The following is an 18,212-nucleotide window of genomic DNA, read 5'->3' on the forward strand; positions in this document are numbered from 1 at the left end:
AGTTTTTAAAATCGTTACCCAAATGACTTACTGAAAAATGTCACCCAAAATCTAATCAACAACGAGTCCTACTCCGATCGTCGTAATTTTCATAGCTTCGCATCTTTTATTTAATTACAACCAATGAAACTCAATATAAAAAGATTTCTCCTCATTGTAAACCTTCAAACGGTTATCATCTCTGGATTAGCCGTAATTTCTACCGCGATCTGCATTCACTACAAGTACGAAGCGGAGTTCCCACTAACTTTAGTCGCTACCTCTATTATTTTTCCCATTGTATTTTCTATTGGCGGCGCCTACAACAGAAGAGAAGCTGCACTTAGAGAATATGCAGCAATAAAAGGCTATTTGCGTGCTATTTACTTTGTTTCAAGAGATTGGATTGAAAACCCCAAGCCAGAAAACGTAACAAAAATGTCGACTTTAATATTTGATTTTTTTAATAATTTCAGGATTTTGTTTACCGATCCAAAATCGAATTTAATAGAAAACGAAAAAAAAGTCTATGATAATTTTTCTGATTTCTCGCTCTATATCAAACATGAGTTACGAGAAGAAGGCTTATCTGCAGGAGAATGTTCTAGAACCAATCAATATCTACAAAAAATGATGGTTTCCTTTGAGTCCATCAAGCATATTTACCAATACAGAACACCAAGAACACTACGGGCTTTTAGTTCTTTATTCATAAAAATACTTCCTATTATTTATGGCCCTTATTTTGCTTTTAAAGCAGAAGAAATGTCTTGGGGTTTAGAGTTTGTAATTCCTATCTTACTTACCATGATTCTGGTAAGCTTAGAAAACATTCAAGAGCATCTAGAAAACCCTTTTGACCAGATAGGCGAAGATGATATTAAATTTAATGTAGAGAAGTTTATAGAGCGCTTAAACCACACCACTGGCGATGCTGATTGATGGGCTACTAATTTCCAAATAGGTGCTCGTGCCCGTTATAGGGGTATTTTATGTCTATAGACTAAATAACTAGGTGCTACAGTTAAAAAAAAAGGAATGAAGAAAATTATTTTAATGGTACTAGCGCTATTCACGGTAGTGTTAATGCATAGCCAAGAGACGTATTTTAGCATCGCTTCTAGCGGATTAAATATTAGGGAAGCACCAAATAGTACCGCAAATAGAATAGGAAAATTACCCTACGGAAGCACTGTAGATGTAGTAGAGAACACGGGGTTAACCTACCAAACTATAGAAGATGGGACTCCTGTGCTAGGCGAATGGGTGAAAATTAAGTTTTATAATTTCCCTTATATTGTTTCAGAAACTAAGGACTACGATTACCACGAAGAAGGCTATGTTTTAAACACCTACCTAGAAAAACTTCATAAAGCGACCATTACACACAAAGAAATAGACAGCTTAACATTTTATAGCCTTTATAAAGAACAGGTCCCTACAGATGATATGCCTAGCATCACCTCAGCACAAGAAGCCGAAAAATTGTTAGCCTCAAGAGTCCGTTGGAAAAATGTACCCGGTTTAGGGCGCAGCATTGATGAAATTATACTGGAGAACGGACAAGTGCTTCGCATCAATCAAGAAAGTAATGATTATGAGTTTGTGGCCTACTACCCTACCGAAGAAATTATTTTATTTGAAGGAGGCCATACTAGTGATTATTCTATTTCTATAAGAACAGGAGAATCTCTAGAAACGGTAGGAAATCCGAAGTATATTGTAGCCTCTCCAACTAAAAAAATGAGACTGAATGGCTGGTTTCCTGGACAAGAATGCAGTAGTTATTTTTTTCAAGAACAGCTAGGAGACAGCTATACCTATTTAATAGATTTTGGTTGGGGCACAGAAACGTTTGGTCAAAACGTTTGTAATTTCAATACATTTTACTGGATCAATGAGGATACCTTTATGTATTCCTATACCGCCTATTCTGATGAACAAACAACGGAAAAATATGGTACCGGTCAGATAACTAAACTTAAATAACACGGAATGCAACTATACGTAAAATAGCATCCACACTCGCAACATGTTACAAAGCATCAGAACAAAAATAGCAGCTACCCTTATTACCAGCAATCTAATTCTTGGCAACGGAATCTTATTTATAGGCGGTAAAAGTTCTTTTACCGAAGCTGTAAATTACCCATTAATGGGTGGGATGTCTCTAGCATGTATTATTTTGTACACGCTATTTTTTTATTATTCAAAATTTGAAACCTACTCAAAATTTAAATTGATTCTTCTTTCTGTTTTAAGTTGTATGGCAATTATACTTTTAGGATGTTGGTTTACAGTACTACTTAAAGAACCTATAGCAGAATTTTTTATGAATATCCCCACAGCACTACTCATGGGTATCATGGGGAATATAATGTTCTTCCCGGTTTCAATAGTACTAGGGCTTTTAAATTTTGGAATTATACGTTATTATAAAAATAAAAAAAACGTTATAAGCTTCTAAATTGCTAGCTATATACTCCTAAGAAAACAAAAAACATGTTCGGTTCTGGTAAACAGAAAGGTTTCTTTGCCCAGCCTAACCACTAAATAAAAAATAAATGAACACAGAAGAATTTGTACAAGGATTTTATAAAGAAAAACAAGATATCATAAAAGAATACCTATCCAGAAAACCAACAACTTCAGTGGGTGCATTAATAAAATCTCTAAACCTTTCTGACCATCAAAATAAAATAATGGAAGAAATAATAAACAATACGTGTACGGACATTTATTATAGTATTCTTTTAGGACTAGAAGGTAGCGCTGCTATAGGAGGTGTACAACAACGATATGACTTGAAAGATTCAAGCGGAAATCAATTAAATGATGGAGATATAGGTGGGTATGCCTATGAATATTTTCAAGAAACCAATTAATAGTTAAGGCATTCTATTTAGACCAGCTCACGAGGTGTTTTAATAATGCGTTAAGTAATCAAGGAAAACTAAAATACCTATTGCTGTTGTTCAGGACCAAAGAAGTAGTTATACCCCTTGTAATCAAAACACTAAAACCTTTAATGTAAACGTATCTTAAATTCTAAAAATGATATTATTTATAGTCTTAGTACTGTCCATAATTTATGCGATTATTCTGGGGGTACGCAAAAAACACGCCTCTAGAGAACCCAAAAAATTTCTTCGTACCCTATTGCTTATTGCTACCCCCGTAAGTATAATTACCGGACTTTTAGAAGGTACTTGGTATTCTCACGGCTTTAGTATTCAATGGTGGATTTTTAGTATCTTAATTTTTATAGTTAGCCTTCTTACTGGTTTAATTATAGTTGGTTTAACGCGTATTAAACTTTTATAAAGAACCACCGTGTTCCTTGGGGAACAAGTTGCAAACTAAAAATAGCGTATTTATGGTACCGAGAAGCGATTGCCTATTTTAAACCTTAGATCCTATTTTAGTATTTAGATTTAGTTTGCTAATTAAATCGGCTATAATATTGAGGTCTTTTTGTATTTCTTCTACCGTATTGACTTTTATTTGCTCCTAATATGGTAGTAATTTCAAGGGCAACACTTGGTTTTACCGCAATACATACTTTCATGACAGGCGCAAAAATAGTTAAAATAGCTTGACTAGCATATGCCAATATTCCCTGTACCTTAAGTTGACTTAACGGAGGCTTAAAAAGTACGGCTATCTAGTAAAGCAAAATTCCGAGCCTCCTTAACAAGTAGGTGCAGCTTTATTTACTTCTGTACGCCATTTTAGAGCGAAATAAAGGCGTTTTTTATACATAAACCGAAGCCTAAAAAGTTTACTCCTATTTTTTTAACAGGATAAATTCCCTAAAAACGCTCCTTTTACCGATGTTATCATACAGGTTATAGAATAATCCCTTAAAAAAGCACTCCACTGTGGAAAACCGCAGCCAACTATAGAAAATAGCAACTATTTTTATATGAAGTAAATCTCCCCCCAGAAAAAAGAATAAATAATATAACATGCGTATATCCGCTTGTTGCTGGTAATGCAGAAAATAGTCCCTGATTAAAAATGAACGAACTTGAACAATTTTACGAAAAGCTAAATGAAAGTGATTACGATTGTCGCTCAAATCATACTATAAACTCTGAATTACAAGCTATATCCCAGATTCTTAATGACAAAGAGGACTTTTTAACTTTAGAACTATCTGAACTTGAAAGACAAGCTTTTTCTATTTCAAAATCATTCGATAAAAAAGAAAATGATGATGATGGAACATTAGATGGTTTAGGTTGGAAAACGGCTGGCACACAAACCTTTGAAGATGGAACAACTAGACCTTTTTATTGGCCAAATGTGAGCGATTTACAAGAAAAAGAGTTTCAATATTTTGAAAACAGGTATAAGAATTGTAGCAATCTTTATGCAAAAACTGAATTTGGTCTTCTAATTTATTTTGGTAGTAAGACAACCTATTCCAAACATACTAACTTTAAAAAACAACTCTTTAAGGAGTTATATTCTTTAAGTCAGAAATACCTTGAGATTGCTAAAAACCCAAGTGATAAAAAACATTATGTATTAGAGTATTTTACGAGTTTTAAAAATGCATTCTTATTGGCTCATAAGTCTAAATTAACGGATGAACTTGACCAAATAATAAATTCAGTATCAAATACACATAATGAATGGAATATAACTCTGGATGGCACGCTTCGTGTTCTAATTGATTTATCTAGATTAACTTCAGAATATTTTAAAGTATTCAAGAATAAAGTTGATTACGATAAAATCCTACTTAAAAATAATAAAGGAGCAGAAGAATTAGAAAGAACTGATACTTGGGGGGCGATTTACGTTACAGACTTAAATATCGATATTGCTAAAAAAACTGATAAAGAAATTGACAGATATTTAGAATACAAAGCCGAACTTTATTTGAAACTTTCTGATAATGCAGAAAATGGCAACAATATGGCTGCGGTTACATTTACCGAAAAGGCTTTAAGGTTATACCAACAAATAAAGAAAAAAGAAAAAATATCTGAAGTTGAAAAAAAATATTCTGAACAGAGAGGTAAATTTAAATTAGCAACAATTCGGCAAGATTTCCCAAAGGAACATACAGACCAAATCACCAAAAACATAAAAGAAATTGTATCAGCGGGAAATGAAAATGATATCATTCATTACCTCATAGTAACACCTTGGTACAATAAAATTGAGAACATTCAATTAATGGCTGATGACACAAAAAAGAGAAATCCATTTATGTCAATGCTTGGTTCTTCAATTTTAGATAAGTATGGTAATACTATAGATACTTTTCAAACAGAAGAAGAAAAAGATGCCTTTAATTTCTGGCAATCATATGGTTTCAATTTTCAAATTGGAACTCAAACAATGCATCAATTTTTCTTAGAGGCATATAAAGCTGACAAAATAAGTTACGACTCAATATTAACCTATTTAGAAAAAACTTGGTTCAACGAGCCCATAATAAGAAATTATAATGGCGAGACTTATGGAATAGTTCCAATCGATTTAATAAAACCTGGTATAAAACGAGTGTTTATAGAATTAGATTCTTATTCCGCTGACAATGAATATGAATTAGATTATGTAACTATTACCGACAGTTTAGTTTTAAAAATTGAAACTTTAATTAGAAATTTTTGTGAAAAAATTGAAATAGCTACTTTTAAAACACGACAGAAAGGTAAGGAAGAATTGGTAATGGAAAAATTATTAGATGATTTGCTTGCTGACATTAAAAGTTCAGATAGTAATCATACTAGATTTGACGAAGAAGACAGGATTTTCATAAAATATGTTCTATCTGAAAAAGCCGGATTGAATTTAAGAAATCAGGTCGCTCACGGATTAATGGATATAAATGAATATTCTTTTTCTAATATAATTTTATTACTTTCTATAATTCTTAAAATCAGCAAGTATTCATTCTCTAAAATTTAAAAAAACAAGGGTGAACGGAAAACACTACCGACAACAACTTATATAAAACACAGCTTTAACTCATGTTCATTCTATTTTAATTGGGTACTTATTGTACACAAAACGGAGCTATTAAACTTCTTCCTCTTTTTTTTTTATAAAAAAAACACATTAAAAACACACCATTCACCGATTATATAAAACACTTTATAGAGTAATCACTAAATAGTGCCCTCTAGTGTGGAAAACCGCAGACAACTATAGAAAATAGCAGTTACTTTTATAATCAGTATTCCTCCCCCCACAAGCAAATTAATATGGAACATGCGTCTATGCGCTTATTGGGCACAATTAAAACGAAATGAAAAAAAAATATTTTTGTAGAAACTGTAAAGGTATTAGAAATCAATCTGCACTTCACAAAGTTGAAAAAAGAGGTGGCGACGACGATGGTTATTTCCAATGGGTAGACAAATATTTTATAATTGAATGTAATGGATGTGAAACTATTTCATTCTTGAATATTTATGGAAATACAGAAATGACAGAGCCGAATGAAGAAGGTTATCAAGACTATTATGATGATGAATTTATATATCCATATTCACTAGAGAAAAGTTATGAAATTGAAACCTTATCATATCTTCCTGAAAAAATTAGAATAATCTATTCCGAAACTATAAATGCATTAAAAGCCAATTCTTATATTTTAACAGCTGGAGGTTTAAGAGCAATAATTGAAGCACTTTGCAATTATTTAAAAATAAGAAAAGATAACCTAGAAGAAAGAATTAATCTTTTAAACGAAAAGGGACATCTAACTGTAAGCGAGTCAAAAAGACTACATTCAATCCGGTTTTTAGGAAATGACGCTCTTCACGAAATAGCAAAACCTAAAAAAGAACACTTATATATTTTATTAGATATTATCAACCACCTACTAGTCAATTTGTTTGTAAACGACAAAAAAATAAAAGGTCAGATTGAAACTCAAATAGATAGCTACGAAGATTTTCTGCGATTAATAAAGAATAAAATAAACAAAGAAATGATTGATAAAGAATATTCATTGAATCAAATTATCGATAAATCTAAACGACTATTTCCAAAAGGAAAAATAGCAGAATTAGAAGTTCAATTAATAGAAGAGATAAATAAAAATAATTTGACTTTTTTGAAAATTGTTACAAACGGAGATAATACTAATTATAAAGTAATTGAAGTCCCTTCTACATTCGATTTCGGAATATTTTAAAATAATAAATATTAGAAAATTATAATAACTGTGAGCAACAAAGAACTGAAGTAAAAAACAAACAAATTCTTCCTTAATCTGAGACACTAGTTTTCTAGGCTCAAAGATTCTAAAATCAGGATCTTTGAGCTTTTTTTATTTTCGAACACATTACCACCAAAATTAATCAATGACTTTTTCTACACCGTTTTCATCCTATTGGAATAGATTAAAAAAGGACAAAATTACAGGACTTGAATATCGAAAATTTGACATAATAAAAACTACCAATAAAACGTTACTAAAACGAAGCGATTTTGTGTCACCCCAAAAACTTTGTATTTACTAGCCTGACAGTAGGCAGATTTATAAAGTCCACTCCTTATAAAACTTTATATTTATATAAAAAATAAAAGTGAAATATTTATAACTAGCTAAGTAATAAACCGAAGCGATAGCGCTTATCACCTGCCTTACGTTTCTTATACTTAACGTTGTAAAGAATTAACCAAAACTGAGAAAACCAAGAAACTAAAAGATAAATGGCAAAATTTTTAAACACGAGAAAAGCAGTATCTGAAATAGAAGATTTAATACGAAATGCGGAAACTAGACTGATTTTAATCTCACCATATCTAAAACTATCAAAAGATTTTAAAGAATTACTGACATACAGAAACAGCAAAGATAAAATAACAACTGTAATTTTTGGAAAACAAGAGCTGAATCCACACGAAATGAAATTTCTTCAAGGATTGAGATTTGTAATTTTAAAATACAATCAAGATTTACACGCAAAATGTTATCTGAATGATGACAAAATGATTATTACTTCCCTTAATCTTTACGAATTTTCAATGAATAATAACAAAGAAATGGGAGTTTTAGTGGACTTGAATGACGAATCGGATAAAGAATTATTTGAAGACGCATATAAAGAAATAGATTTCATTGACGAAACGAGTGAAAGGTTTGAATTCACCTCCATTCCTGAAGTAGCTAAAACGGAAAAGAAAGAAACACAACCGAAAGTTCTGAGCTCTTCAAGTTCTAAACTTTTAACTACAAAAGAACTAGCTCAAATGACAGGATTAAGTAGTCGAAAAGTTAATAGCTGGTTGACGGATAATAAACTTATGTATAAGAAAGAAGATGATTGGGTTACCACAAAACGCGGGAAAGAAGTTGGCGGAATTGAAAAAAGTGGTCAATATGGACAATTTATAATTTGGCCAGAGGAAATGGGAAAACAAATAGTGGAATAAAAACTGTTTACAACAAAGAACTGAGGTAAAAAAAAAACAAATTCTTCTTTAATCTGAGACACTATTATTCTAGGCTCAAAGATGCTAAAAACAGATTCTTTGAGCTTTTTTTATTCGGTTTATTTGCTTTTTATTTACGCAATACAGAAACGTACCTTTCATCATAGGGGCTGCCAGATTTTGCGATAGCAAAGGACTGTTTCAATAGTTAGTTGTCAAAGGCTATCAGTGCCAATTTCTTGCTCTTACCCTTGTTCACGATTCGCTCATACACCTCTTTGCATTCCTTGTTGTGTTTACAGGCATTGAAAGAACATAGAAACAATAGCTACTGAAGCTTTCTAGTACCGACCTTACTTATGAGCGCTAAACCGCTTACACTGCTCCCCGACCCTCGTATCATTGAAATTATACCAACATAACTTACAAAGCAGTGATGCCGTTTTAAACTTGTTTAAAACGCACCATTCACTTTTTATAATAATCACTAGCTAGTGACCACTATTTTGGAAACCGCAGAAAACTATAGCAAATAAACCTTATTTTTATAATTAGTACTTCTCCTAAAAAGAAATAATAGTTAACATGCGTATATGTGCTTGTTACCTGCAAGTACCAAACTAGTAAATACAGACTAAAAATTGAACAAATCAGATTTTATAGCAGAATTGAAATTTCAAACTACTGAAAAAAGTGGAAGGAAAAATTATGCTAAATCTGGATACCGACCTCATATTGAATTTGAAAATTATCCAGAATACTGGACTTCTGGACAACAAACTTATATTGGAACTGATTTTGTGTTGCCTGGAGAAACCGTAAATGCTGAAATTGGAATTTTAAGCACCGAATATTTTGCTAAACGTTTATATGAAAATATGGAATTTAAGTTTTGTGAAAGCAATCGGACAATTGGATTTGGGAAAATAATCAGGATTATTAATACTGACTTAAAATGCGAACCTGATATTGACCAAAAAACTATTAATTTGAATTTATATCCAACAGACATTATTGACAAAATAAAATTAGACTATAGACAAAGTTGGAATAAAGCATTTTCAGAAATTCAAGAGCTAATCATTTCGAATGAATCCTTTAGGAATAAACGAATTATAAGAGCAATAATTCACTTAGGAAATAAAGACTTAGCTCATTTAGAAAAGATAATAGAACAAACCAAAATAGATTGGAGAGATATCTTATTATGGGCTGAGTATGATAAAAAAGAAAAGCGCATAAGAGATTTTAATAATGAATTCGGAAAAGAAGAAATAAAAGCCATCAGGTAATAAGGTATAAAAAACATAGGGCGTTTGTACTTAACCGAAAGGTCTGTGAATATTACATAGTCCGCTAATTATAAAATTTGACGTTTATGGTAGAAAAGATAAAAGCAAAATATTTATATTTAGCTAAGTAATAAACTGAAACAAAGTGCTTATCACCTGTCCTACGATTTCTAATACTTAACCTTCTAGTACATTTTAAAAAATGGGATATTTAGCAGACATATATATAATTAAAAAGACAAGGTCTAAGAAAATAGTAATTGATTTCTTGAATCACTTTCTTCCAAATAGAAAAGAAAACGGAGAAGAATACTGGATTCCTGAATATTCTGACAATCCGACTTATGAATTTGACAATGCAAACGATTTAATGTCGTTTTTAGAAATAAATAAAAATTATTCTAACAGAATATATTGGAAAAATACTGACGAAAGGAACCCCAATAAACACGGAATGATTTTTTACTTGAAAGACGGAACTACTATTTTTGGAATTTCTAGGAATGCTGATATGAGCGGAAATATGAATACAGCAAACGAAGACCAATGTTTGATTGAAATGAAAAAATACTTTAACACAAATCTTGGATATATTCATTATGAAAATCCACCAGTAGACAATTATCAAGAATTCCTTGATATACTAAACAAACTGGAAAAATAAAAGCACAACAACATGTGCTATAATTAATACAGTTTTTGTGCTTAACCGAAAGGTCTGTGCATATTTACAAAGTCCGCCAACTATAAAATTTGGCATTTATAGTAGAAAATATTTACAGTTAGCTAAGTAATAAACTGAAAAGATAGTGCTTATCACCTGTCCTACTTGCCATACACTAAACGTTATCTATAATATTTAAAAAAATGAATAAAATACAATGAGATATTGAAATTATACTGACTCTTCCCTCTACAGCTTTAGTTACTTTTCCTGATGAGAACAAGGATGAATATTACGAAAATGAATCCTTCAAAGTTATTCGTGAATTTTTAGATATAGATATCAATATTCACAACTGGTATAATAGATGTAATCAAATCGCTTTTGGAAAAAAACATCTTCAAAAAATCGAGTTGTATTATTCAAAAGATGATAAAAGTTATATTCTTCTCGATAATTATGCAGACCCTTATGACCAGCTAGGGTTAATAAGACTCGGTATTAAAACTACGGCTGAATTAGGAGCTGATATCCGAAATTTAACTAGGAAACTAAATGACGAATCTAATTATAACATAAACTATTCTGAAGGAAGTAATCCAGTGTTTAAACTTTACCCTATTGACGAGAAGACTAAAAGTAAATATCGAGAGCCTCAAAAATCTGACTATTTAGAAGGAAAGCAAATTGAAATAATAAAAAGTAGATAACAAAGAACTAAGGTAAAAAACAAACAAATTCTTCCTTAATCCGAGACAATAGTATTCAAGGCTCATAGATTTAAAATAAGATTCTTGTGCTTTTTTATTGTATTTATTTGCTATTTATTTAGGCAATACAGAATCGTAAGTTTCATCATTGGGTGTACCAGATTTTTAGATAGCAAAAGACTGCTTTACTAGTTTGTTGGCAACGGCTATTAATGCCAGTTTCTTACGCTGCACTTTGTTCGTAATGCGCTCCTATATTGCTCTACATGCCTTTTTATGCTTACAAGCACTGAAAGAACATAGAAACAATAGCTACCCAAGCTTTCTATTACCGATCTTGCTTATGAGCGCTCAACTGCTTACACTGCTCCCCGACTCTTTTATCTTGGGGTTATACCGTTATAACTACAAAGCTGTGCTACCGTTTCATAGTTGTTTAACAACATACCATTCAACGATTAAATCAAATACTTTTTATAATAATCACTACCTAGTGACCACTCGTTTGGAAACCGAAGACAACTATAGGAAATAAACCTTATTTTTATAATCAGTATCTCTCCCCCCCGAAAAAAATAATATGGCACATGCGTATATGAGCTTGTTGTCAATAATATTGAAAAAAAAACTGTAACAATAATGAAAATAGGCAATCTTTATAGTAAGTCATTAAAAATAAAATAGACAGATGAAATATAACTTAATAAGCTTTTTATTAGTAATTCTTTTGCTAAATCCAGTAATATCAAGTGCTTGTAGCATGTATAAAATTACAAAAGATGGAAGAACCTTTGTTGGAAATAATGAAGATTTTTTAAGTCCAAATAATCAGTTTTGGTTTGAAGTTGCTGGAGATAAAAAATATGGTGTGATGTATATGGGGCAGTTAAATAACTTTGCCCAAGGAGCAATAAATGAAGCAGGTTTAGTATTCGATGGTTTCACCGAACCAGAATTACCTATAGAAAATACAGAAGGAAAAACTAATGTATTTATTGGTAACGCCATTAGTAATATTATGCAAACTATGTCCTCTGTAGAAGAAGTTAAAGTTTATTTGGAAACAATTAATTTAAGTTCTCTTTCAAGTAGTATGATTGTATTTGTTGATAAATCAGGAACATATTTAATTGTTGAGGGAGATCTATTGGTTATCGGAGAAGAATCAGAGAAGTCATTTTCTAACTTTTATTATTCACAAATAGAAACTCTTGAAGATGTTACTCTTCCTTGGTTCCAAGAAGGTCAAAAATTTATTAAAGCTACAGATGGCAATGCTTCTTTAGGCTATTGCAGTAATGTTATGGAGAATTATAAGCAAATAAGTTCAGACCTATTTTCTACTCAATTTTCTACAATATATGATTTAACATCATTAAAAATAAGGGTATACCTTTATGGGGACTTTACAGAATATATTGAATTAGATTTAATAGAGGAGTTAAAAAAAGGCAATCATAAAACTATGATGGTCGACTTATTCCCTAAGGAATCAATGGGAAATAAATTTTACAATAAATACAATGATATCAATAACCCCATCTTATTCCTACAAGAACAATTAAACCCAGAGGCATATTCGGAAACAGAATTAATAAAAATGGAATTCAATGAAACTATTAACATACTTGGGTATGAATGGTTAGAGCAAAAAAAGAATACAGAGATAGCAATAAAAGTTTTTCAAAATGGAATTAGTTTAATGCCAAACGATTATGACCTTTATGATAGTTTGGGAGAGGCTTATCTCGAAAAAAAAGATTGGAATAATTCGATAAAAAACTATGCCAAATCTTTAACCTTAAATCCCGAAAATAAAAATGCCATAAAAAAATTAGTAAAATGTAAAGAAGGTAGAGAGAAGTCTGAAAATTGATACTCGCCAAAAATACTATTGCCTACACGATATATAACAAATAGGGTCTGTTACTGATTAATTCAAAGGTTAGTGCCTAGCTGCCCGCCGGAAGGCAGGTTTACTAAGTTGCCAAATCTCTTGATTTGGTATTAAAAGAGAAAAATTAAAATAAACGATTTTTGCTTATGGCTAAACCGAAAGAAATCTCTTATTTTCTGTCCAACTTGCCATATATTTATATGTTGGCAATAATTTAAACAAACCCAAAAAACATATGAATAAACTATTTTCTTATCTAGTATTAATTTTTGTAATCTCTAGTTTTACCACAAGAAAAGAAGTGTTAAAAACTAACTATATTAAGGAGATTCCGTTCAATTTTGATTACGGAGTTCCAATTATTAAAGCCTCAATTAATACTATAGAATACAACTTTCTATTTGATACAGGAATGCCAACTGTGCTTTCTCAAGGTATTGTTAAAGAACTTAATTTAAAAAGTATAAGCTCTATAATGGGAAGTGATGTTAATGGTAACAGACAACAAGAAAGTTATGTTATAGTTAATGAGATTATTGTAGGCGGAATCAGATTTACACAAGTTAAAACGCTTTCAACCGATTTAAAATCTGGTTTTGAAATCGGTTGCCTTAATTTAGACGGCGTCATTGGAAATAATTTAATAAAGGATGCTATTTGGGAAATAGATTATGAAAAAAAGGTAATTCGCTTAACTGATAATATTGATAATTTTAAAATTCCTGAAAGTGCAAATGTCATTAAGTTTAAAACAAATGCAAAAAGAGAAAATTACTCACCAAATATTGATATTACAGTAAATAAAAAGAAAAGGAAAGATGTGAAATTTGACACGGGTTCAAATGGTGGAATTAAATTACCGTTAACCCATTACTCAAGTGTTCTTGATAGCAATAAAAGTGTTGAATATTATGGACAAACTTCTGCCGCATTGTATGGTAAGGGTCAAAACAAAAAACATTTGGATTCAAAAGTGGAATCCATCAAAATGGGCGATTTACAATTCCAAAATCAAATTGTAAAATTTGATGACAGTTATCCTACAATTGGCAACAAATTATTTGAGAATTTTAAAATTATCATAAGCTATGATGATCATAATATATATATATGATTAAACAAAAAGAATACGCTAATGCACTATTAGAAAACTTCGGTTTCCAAACTGCTGTGGTTGACCAAAAAGCTATTGTGGCTATTATATATAAAAACTCAAATGCTAAAAAAAACGGGCTTCAATTAGGAGATGAAATTATCACGGTAAATAACCTAAATTTCCCAGAATTAATAGCTAAAAATGCTTGTCATTTTTTTTTAAACAATCCTATCAAGGAAATGGACTCAATTAATATTCTTTTTTCAAGAAATGGGAATGAACAAACGTTACAACTAGATAAAGAAATTTTGATAAACTAAAAAAGTATTGCCAAAAAAGAACTGAGGTAAAACAAACAGTTTCTTTGAGCTATTTTTATAAGCAGTATTTCTCCCCCTTAGAAAAAATAATATGGAACATGCGTATATGCGCTTGTTGGCAAAAATTAAAACCAAATCTAATCCTGAAAATGAAACTCAGAAAAATTATATTTATACTATCTCTAATTCTTGCAAATAATTATTCTACTGCTCAAAGCATAAATGATACAATTATTAGGAATGTTATGCTAATCCAAGAAAAAGATATTGTAAAAAATATTGACGATTATTTATTAGATGTTATAATAGATTTTGATACTCAAAAACCATCAATTGTTTTTAATAATTCTAAGCTTCCAACTCAATTTTTCAGCAATCAGTTATTTAAAAACAAACCATATATTTTAATTAAACCTGATGATGAATATTATAATGCCTTAAGCAACGGAACAGATACCGAATTGAATGAATGTGATCTACCTCTTAACATAAATATTTATCACCAAAGAACATATTTTAAAAATAAACCGAAAATAGATAGCATTAAAAGGTTTGACAATCATCAACCAAAATTGATTTTTAACTCAAGTATAGATAAATTAAAAACTAAAGATAATATTGTATTTTACTACACTTTTGGTTTTGGTTCAACCTGTTGTCCTAGAGACCCAAATTGGGATATAAAAGAGAAACTAGATGAATTTATAAGTGGATTTGAAAATTTTAATAATGTTAAAATAGGAGATGTCTATAAAAAAATAACAGGAAAAGAAGGAGAACATAAGCTTTATTTTACATTATCAAATTTGAATAAAAAACAGAAACTTAAATTTTTACAAAAAATAAGATATTGGACATACATTGACCGACATATAGAAGACATTAAGTTTGAACCTCAAATTTTCACACCAAGTTTTGTTAAAAAAGAAGGATTAAAATTAATAACTGAAAAATAACTTTTGCTAACAAAGAACTGAGGTAGAAAACAAACAGTTTCTTTGAGTTTTTTTTTATAATCAGTATTTCTCCCCCAAAAAAAATAATATGGCACATGCGTATATGAGCTTGTTGTGCCCAATAAAAAAACACTCGATAAACTTAATAAATTCATAATTGATTGTATATTTGATAGCATCAATTGATAGCATCATCATGAAACCACCTTACAACATTACTCCAAAAATATTAAAACTGATTTCTATAATATCAGAAAAATTAGGAGAAATTAATGCTAACTTTTTAGACAAACCTTCTCCTACTCTAAGAAAACAGAACAAAATTAAAACGATTCACTCTTCTCTAAAAATAGAGGGGAATACGCTTACCGAAGAGCAAATAACTGCTTTGCTTGAAAATAAAAGAGTAATCGGACCTCAGAAAGATATTCAAGAAGTCTTAAACGCGATTAAAGTTTATGAAAAATTAGACAGTTATCAATCAACAAACGGAAAATCATTTTTAAAAGCTCATAAAAAATTAATGAGTGGTTTAATAGAAAAACCAGGAGAATATAGAAAACAAGGAGTTGGAATTGTAAAAGGTTCAAAAGTTGAACATTTAGCTCCTCCTTTTGAGAGAGTACCTTTTTTAATGCAAGACTTATTTGACTATTTAAAAACAGAAGAAATTGAATTGATTAAAAGTTGTGTTTTTCATTACGAAATGGAATTTATTCATCCTTTTATAGATGGAAATGGAAGGATGGGAAGATTATGGCAAACGTTAATTTTGACTGATAAACATCCTATTTTTGAATACCTTCCTTTTGAAACTTTAATTAGTGCTGACCAAGCTAAATATTATAAAACTCTATCAGAATGTGATAAACTTGGACAATCAACTAAATTCATTGAATATATGCTTGAAGTTATAGACAATTCATTGAATAGTTTACTGTCTTTTAATAATCGGAACTTTAATAGAACTGAACGATTGGAATACTTTAAATCTTTAAACAAAATAGAATTCACAAGAAAAGATTATATGGACATTTTTAAAGACATTTCTTCTTCTACAGCTACAAGAGATTTAAAAACAGGACTTGAATTAAGTATTTTATCCAAAAAAGGAGAAAATAATAAAACAACATACACAATTACTGGGCACAACAATATATAAAAAACATAGGGCATTTGAGTTAACTTCAAAGACCTGTGCTTTTTTACAAAGTCCATCAAATATAAAATTTGGCATTTCAATAAAAAAGCTAAATACAAAATATTATATTTGGCTAAGCGTCAAACTCGAAGTGTAGTGCTTATCTCCTACCCTGCGTGTTTTATATTTAACGTTGTGCGCAAGCTAAAAAAACATTGTGACTGAATGAAAAACACCACGATTGACATAAATGAATTAACGATAAAAAAGTTTGTTGAATCATTACGTCCAGAAGATATAGAAATAAGAAAGCAACTTGATATTGGTTATTCTTATGACGGAAAAGTAATAATACTATTCGAAATAAGACCTTTTTGGGACAATCCAAGTGAAATTCAGAATATTGAGTTTGCCAAAATTAGATTTTATAAGTCAAGACGACAATGGAATCTATATTGGATGCGTGCGAGCGGAAAGTGGGAACTTTATGGCCCATTTCCAGAATCAACCTATTTAGACAAAATGATTGAAATAATTAAGGAAGATAATCACGGATGCTTTTTTGGATAATACTGAACTAAATATAATTAAAAGAATTGCGCAAGAATTGGATTGCGGATTTGACTGTTTCTATAACATCAGAACTAGCGAAATGGTTACGATTCCAAATTTTGGCCAAATGATGACCGAAGATGATTCTGGTGATACTTTTGGTGCTGAATTGGAAAAAGTAAATCAAAGCAAAGTGGATTTTATCAAATTTGAGGTTTTGTAGAGTTTTGAGTCGTTTAAAATTATGGAACGATTTGTTGCGGAATTAACTGATAAAAATCTTCAGTTAGAATTGGAAAGTGTTCTAGCGAATAGAAAACCTTTTCAGAATTTTAAAAAGAACTGAGGTAAAAAACAAACAGTTTCTTTGAGCTATTTTTATAATCAATATTTCCCCCCAGAAAAAATACTAGTTAACATGCGTATATGCGCATGTTGTAAATAATTATGAAGAAAGCCTTACTAATACTCTTTCTATTTTGCTTTAATACCATACTATTAGGACAAGCAAATTTTTATGGTTTTCAAGTTTCACCTAAATATAAACTTACAACTGTAGATTCAACATTACTTATAAGCGATATTTCAGAAAATAAAAAAACCTCTATTTTTTTAATAGACCATAAAGGAAATAAGTTAAAAGAATTTAAGGTATATCCTAGACAATATAAGCCAGGTCTGGGAATATCTTATGTGAGTGAAATTTCTCGATATGAACCGAAATTATCCTTAAAAGACATAAATAACATAGTTACGGTTCAAATAGTACAATGTAATGTAATTTGTAAATACACTATTTACTATTGGTTAATTAACACTAAAAATGAATGGATTGAACTCCCAGTGATAGAGTATAGTTATGAAGAAGAAAACGCTATTAAAGATTACTATTTTCAATATGATATGACTAACCAAATTAGGCTAGATAAATATAAAATGGTTGAATCCACGACTGGGAAAACAGGATTTACGGCACAGGAATTTCAGTGTACGCTAAAATATTTAAATTGGGACGGAATTATATTATCTGAAGAATAATTATTTACCACAAAGAACTAGAGGTAAAAAACAAACAGTTACTTTAAGTTATTTTTATAATCAGTATTTCTCCCCTCCAGAAAAAAATTAATAGTGAATATGCGTATATGCGCTTGTTACCAGCAAGCAAAAGTAACGACCGTGCAACGAATAATGAGGCT

19 protein-coding genes and 2 pseudogenes are annotated in these 18,212 nt (G+C 30.5%); 19 read left to right on the forward strand and 2 right to left on the reverse strand.

Annotation, left to right across the window (positions count from 1 at the left end; all coding sequences use genetic code 11):
* Nucleotides 1-123: 123 nt before the first annotated feature.
* The 8 genes from CELAL_RS03365 to CELAL_RS03400 all read left to right on the forward strand — a co-directional run bounded on the left by CELAL_RS03365 (nucleotide 124) and on the right by CELAL_RS03400 (nucleotide 8,385).
* Nucleotides 124-921, forward strand: a complete 798-nt coding sequence (locus tag CELAL_RS03365; RefSeq protein ID WP_013549512.1) for a hypothetical protein — start codon at nucleotides 124-126, stop codon at nucleotides 919-921.
* Nucleotides 922-1,017: 96 nt separating this feature from the next.
* Nucleotides 1,018-1,968 (forward strand): SH3 domain-containing protein, encoded by a 951-nt coding sequence (locus tag CELAL_RS21360; RefSeq protein WP_013549513.1) that lies wholly within the window; start codon nucleotides 1,018-1,020, stop codon nucleotides 1,966-1,968.
* A gap of 43 nt (nucleotides 1,969-2,011) precedes the next feature.
* Nucleotides 2,012-2,446 carry a hypothetical protein gene (locus tag CELAL_RS03375; protein WP_013549514.1) on the forward strand — a complete coding sequence of 145 codons (435 nt, stop codon included), beginning with the start codon at nucleotides 2,012-2,014 and terminating at the stop codon, nucleotides 2,444-2,446.
* Nucleotides 2,447-2,543: 97 nt separating this feature from the next.
* Entirely contained in the window at nucleotides 2,544-2,864 is a 321-nt protein-coding gene (locus CELAL_RS03380; protein ID WP_013549515.1) for a hypothetical protein, read from the forward strand.
* Between the two features lie 169 nt (nucleotides 2,865-3,033).
* Nucleotides 3,034-3,303, forward strand: a complete 270-nt coding sequence (locus CELAL_RS03385; protein WP_013549516.1) for a hypothetical protein — start codon at nucleotides 3,034-3,036, stop codon at nucleotides 3,301-3,303.
* 696 nt (nucleotides 3,304-3,999) lie between these two features.
* Entirely contained in the window at nucleotides 4,000-5,907 is a 1,908-nt protein-coding gene (locus tag CELAL_RS03390; RefSeq protein WP_013549517.1) for a DUF4209 domain-containing protein, read from the forward strand.
* Nucleotides 5,908-6,247: 340 nt separating this feature from the next.
* Nucleotides 6,248-7,141 carry a DUF4145 domain-containing protein gene (locus CELAL_RS03395; RefSeq protein WP_013549518.1) on the forward strand — a complete coding sequence of 298 codons (894 nt, stop codon included), beginning with the start codon at nucleotides 6,248-6,250 and terminating at the stop codon, nucleotides 7,139-7,141.
* A gap of 521 nt (nucleotides 7,142-7,662) precedes the next feature.
* Nucleotides 7,663-8,385 carry a phospholipase D family protein gene (locus CELAL_RS03400; RefSeq protein WP_013549519.1) on the forward strand — a complete coding sequence of 241 codons (723 nt, stop codon included), beginning with the start codon at nucleotides 7,663-7,665 and terminating at the stop codon, nucleotides 8,383-8,385.
* A 130-nt stretch (nucleotides 8,386-8,515) separates the two neighbouring features.
* Here CELAL_RS03400 and CELAL_RS22560 read toward each other — a convergent pair.
* Nucleotides 8,516-8,837, reverse strand: a pseudogene (locus tag CELAL_RS22560) (transposase); the annotation flags it as partial.
* 189 nt (nucleotides 8,838-9,026) lie between these two features.
* Between CELAL_RS22560 and CELAL_RS03405 the strand changes: the two are divergent.
* The 3 genes from CELAL_RS03405 (at nucleotide 9,027) to CELAL_RS03415 (ending at nucleotide 11,051) form a co-directional block, all read left to right on the forward strand.
* Nucleotides 9,027-9,677 carry a hypothetical protein gene (locus CELAL_RS03405; protein ID WP_013549520.1) on the forward strand — a complete coding sequence of 217 codons (651 nt, stop codon included), beginning with the start codon at nucleotides 9,027-9,029 and terminating at the stop codon, nucleotides 9,675-9,677.
* A 202-nt stretch (nucleotides 9,678-9,879) separates the two neighbouring features.
* Nucleotides 9,880-10,341: a hypothetical protein gene (locus CELAL_RS03410; RefSeq protein ID WP_013549521.1), complete on the forward strand. Its 462-nt coding sequence runs from the start codon at nucleotides 9,880-9,882 to the stop codon at nucleotides 10,339-10,341.
* A 413-nt stretch (nucleotides 10,342-10,754) separates the two neighbouring features.
* A complete protein-coding gene (locus tag CELAL_RS03415) occupies nucleotides 10,755-11,051 on the forward strand; it encodes a hypothetical protein (RefSeq protein ID WP_041557472.1) in 297 nt (98 codons plus the stop codon).
* 165 nt (nucleotides 11,052-11,216) lie between these two features.
* On the opposite strand, the pseudogene CELAL_RS22930 reads toward CELAL_RS03415, so the two are convergent.
* Nucleotides 11,217-11,482 (reverse strand): annotated as a pseudogene (locus tag CELAL_RS22930) (transposase); the annotation flags it as partial.
* A gap of 257 nt (nucleotides 11,483-11,739) precedes the next feature.
* Between CELAL_RS22930 and CELAL_RS03420 the strand changes: the two are divergent.
* The 8 genes from CELAL_RS03420 (at nucleotide 11,740) to CELAL_RS03455 (ending at nucleotide 18,051) form a co-directional block, all read left to right on the forward strand.
* Nucleotides 11,740-12,927: a hypothetical protein gene (locus CELAL_RS03420; protein ID WP_013549522.1), complete on the forward strand. Its 1,188-nt coding sequence runs from the start codon at nucleotides 11,740-11,742 to the stop codon at nucleotides 12,925-12,927.
* A gap of 256 nt (nucleotides 12,928-13,183) precedes the next feature.
* Nucleotides 13,184-14,062, forward strand: coding sequence for a retropepsin-like aspartic protease (locus CELAL_RS21365; RefSeq protein WP_052303974.1), 879 nt, complete (start codon nucleotides 13,184-13,186; stop codon nucleotides 14,060-14,062).
* Nucleotides 14,059-14,364, forward strand: coding sequence for a PDZ domain-containing protein (locus tag CELAL_RS03430; RefSeq protein WP_041557474.1), 306 nt, complete (start codon nucleotides 14,059-14,061; stop codon nucleotides 14,362-14,364). Before CELAL_RS21365 ends, CELAL_RS03430 begins: the two co-directional genes overlap by 4 nt.
* Nucleotides 14,365-14,513: 149 nt before the next feature.
* Entirely contained in the window at nucleotides 14,514-15,320 is an 807-nt protein-coding gene (locus CELAL_RS21370; RefSeq protein ID WP_013549523.1) for a hypothetical protein, read from the forward strand.
* Between the two features lie 196 nt (nucleotides 15,321-15,516).
* The gene (locus CELAL_RS03440) at nucleotides 15,517-16,482 is read left to right on the forward strand and encodes a Fic family protein (protein ID WP_041557476.1); all 966 of its coding nucleotides are present in this window, start codon (nucleotides 15,517-15,519) and stop codon (nucleotides 16,480-16,482) included.
* A 204-nt stretch (nucleotides 16,483-16,686) separates the two neighbouring features.
* The gene (locus CELAL_RS03445) at nucleotides 16,687-17,031 is read left to right on the forward strand and encodes a DUF3024 domain-containing protein (RefSeq protein ID WP_013549525.1); all 345 of its coding nucleotides are present in this window, start codon (nucleotides 16,687-16,689) and stop codon (nucleotides 17,029-17,031) included.
* The gene (locus CELAL_RS03450) at nucleotides 17,024-17,236 is read left to right on the forward strand and encodes a hypothetical protein (RefSeq protein WP_013549526.1); all 213 of its coding nucleotides are present in this window, start codon (nucleotides 17,024-17,026) and stop codon (nucleotides 17,234-17,236) included. Before CELAL_RS03445 ends, CELAL_RS03450 begins: the two co-directional genes overlap by 8 nt.
* A 224-nt stretch (nucleotides 17,237-17,460) precedes the next feature.
* Complete coding sequence (locus CELAL_RS03455; protein ID WP_013549527.1) at nucleotides 17,461-18,051, forward strand: hypothetical protein; 591 nt, start codon at nucleotides 17,461-17,463, stop codon at nucleotides 18,049-18,051.
* The last annotated feature ends 161 nt before the right edge of the window (nucleotides 18,052-18,212 follow it).

It is taken from the genome of Cellulophaga algicola DSM 14237 (assembly GCF_000186265.1).
Lineage (GTDB): Bacteria > Bacteroidota > Bacteroidia > Flavobacteriales > Flavobacteriaceae > Cellulophaga > Cellulophaga algicola.

Coding starts and splice junctions, on each gene's coding strand:
- CELAL_RS21365 (WP_052303974.1), top strand. CDS start 13,184: ATGAATAAACTATTTTCTTATCTAGTATTAATTTTTGTAATCTCTAGT.
- CELAL_RS03385 (WP_013549516.1), top strand. CDS start 3,034: ATGATATTATTTATAGTCTTAGTACTGTCCATAATTTATGCGATTATT.
- CELAL_RS03420 (WP_013549522.1), top strand. CDS start 11,740: ATGAAATATAACTTAATAAGCTTTTTATTAGTAATTCTTTTGCTAAAT.
- CELAL_RS03455 (WP_013549527.1), top strand. CDS start 17,461: ATGAAGAAAGCCTTACTAATACTCTTTCTATTTTGCTTTAATACCATA.
- CELAL_RS03395 (WP_013549518.1), top strand. CDS start 6,248: ATGAAAAAAAAATATTTTTGTAGAAACTGTAAAGGTATTAGAAATCAA.
- CELAL_RS03365 (WP_013549512.1), top strand. CDS start 124: ATGAAACTCAATATAAAAAGATTTCTCCTCATTGTAAACCTTCAAACG.
- CELAL_RS03440 (WP_041557476.1), top strand. CDS start 15,517: ATGAAACCACCTTACAACATTACTCCAAAAATATTAAAACTGATTTCT.
- CELAL_RS03375 (WP_013549514.1), top strand. CDS start 2,012: ATGTTACAAAGCATCAGAACAAAAATAGCAGCTACCCTTATTACCAGC.
- CELAL_RS03400 (WP_013549519.1), top strand. CDS start 7,663: ATGGCAAAATTTTTAAACACGAGAAAAGCAGTATCTGAAATAGAAGAT.
- CELAL_RS21360 (WP_013549513.1), top strand. CDS start 1,018: ATGAAGAAAATTATTTTAATGGTACTAGCGCTATTCACGGTAGTGTTA.
- CELAL_RS03430 (WP_041557474.1), top strand. CDS start 14,059: ATGATTAAACAAAAAGAATACGCTAATGCACTATTAGAAAACTTCGGT.
- CELAL_RS03445 (WP_013549525.1), top strand. CDS start 16,687: ATGAAAAACACCACGATTGACATAAATGAATTAACGATAAAAAAGTTT.
- CELAL_RS21370 (WP_013549523.1), top strand. CDS start 14,514: ATGAAACTCAGAAAAATTATATTTATACTATCTCTAATTCTTGCAAAT.
- CELAL_RS03380 (WP_013549515.1), top strand. CDS start 2,544: ATGAACACAGAAGAATTTGTACAAGGATTTTATAAAGAAAAACAAGAT.
- CELAL_RS03390 (WP_013549517.1), top strand. CDS start 4,000: ATGAACGAACTTGAACAATTTTACGAAAAGCTAAATGAAAGTGATTAC.
- CELAL_RS03410 (WP_013549521.1), top strand. CDS start 9,880: ATGGGATATTTAGCAGACATATATATAATTAAAAAGACAAGGTCTAAG.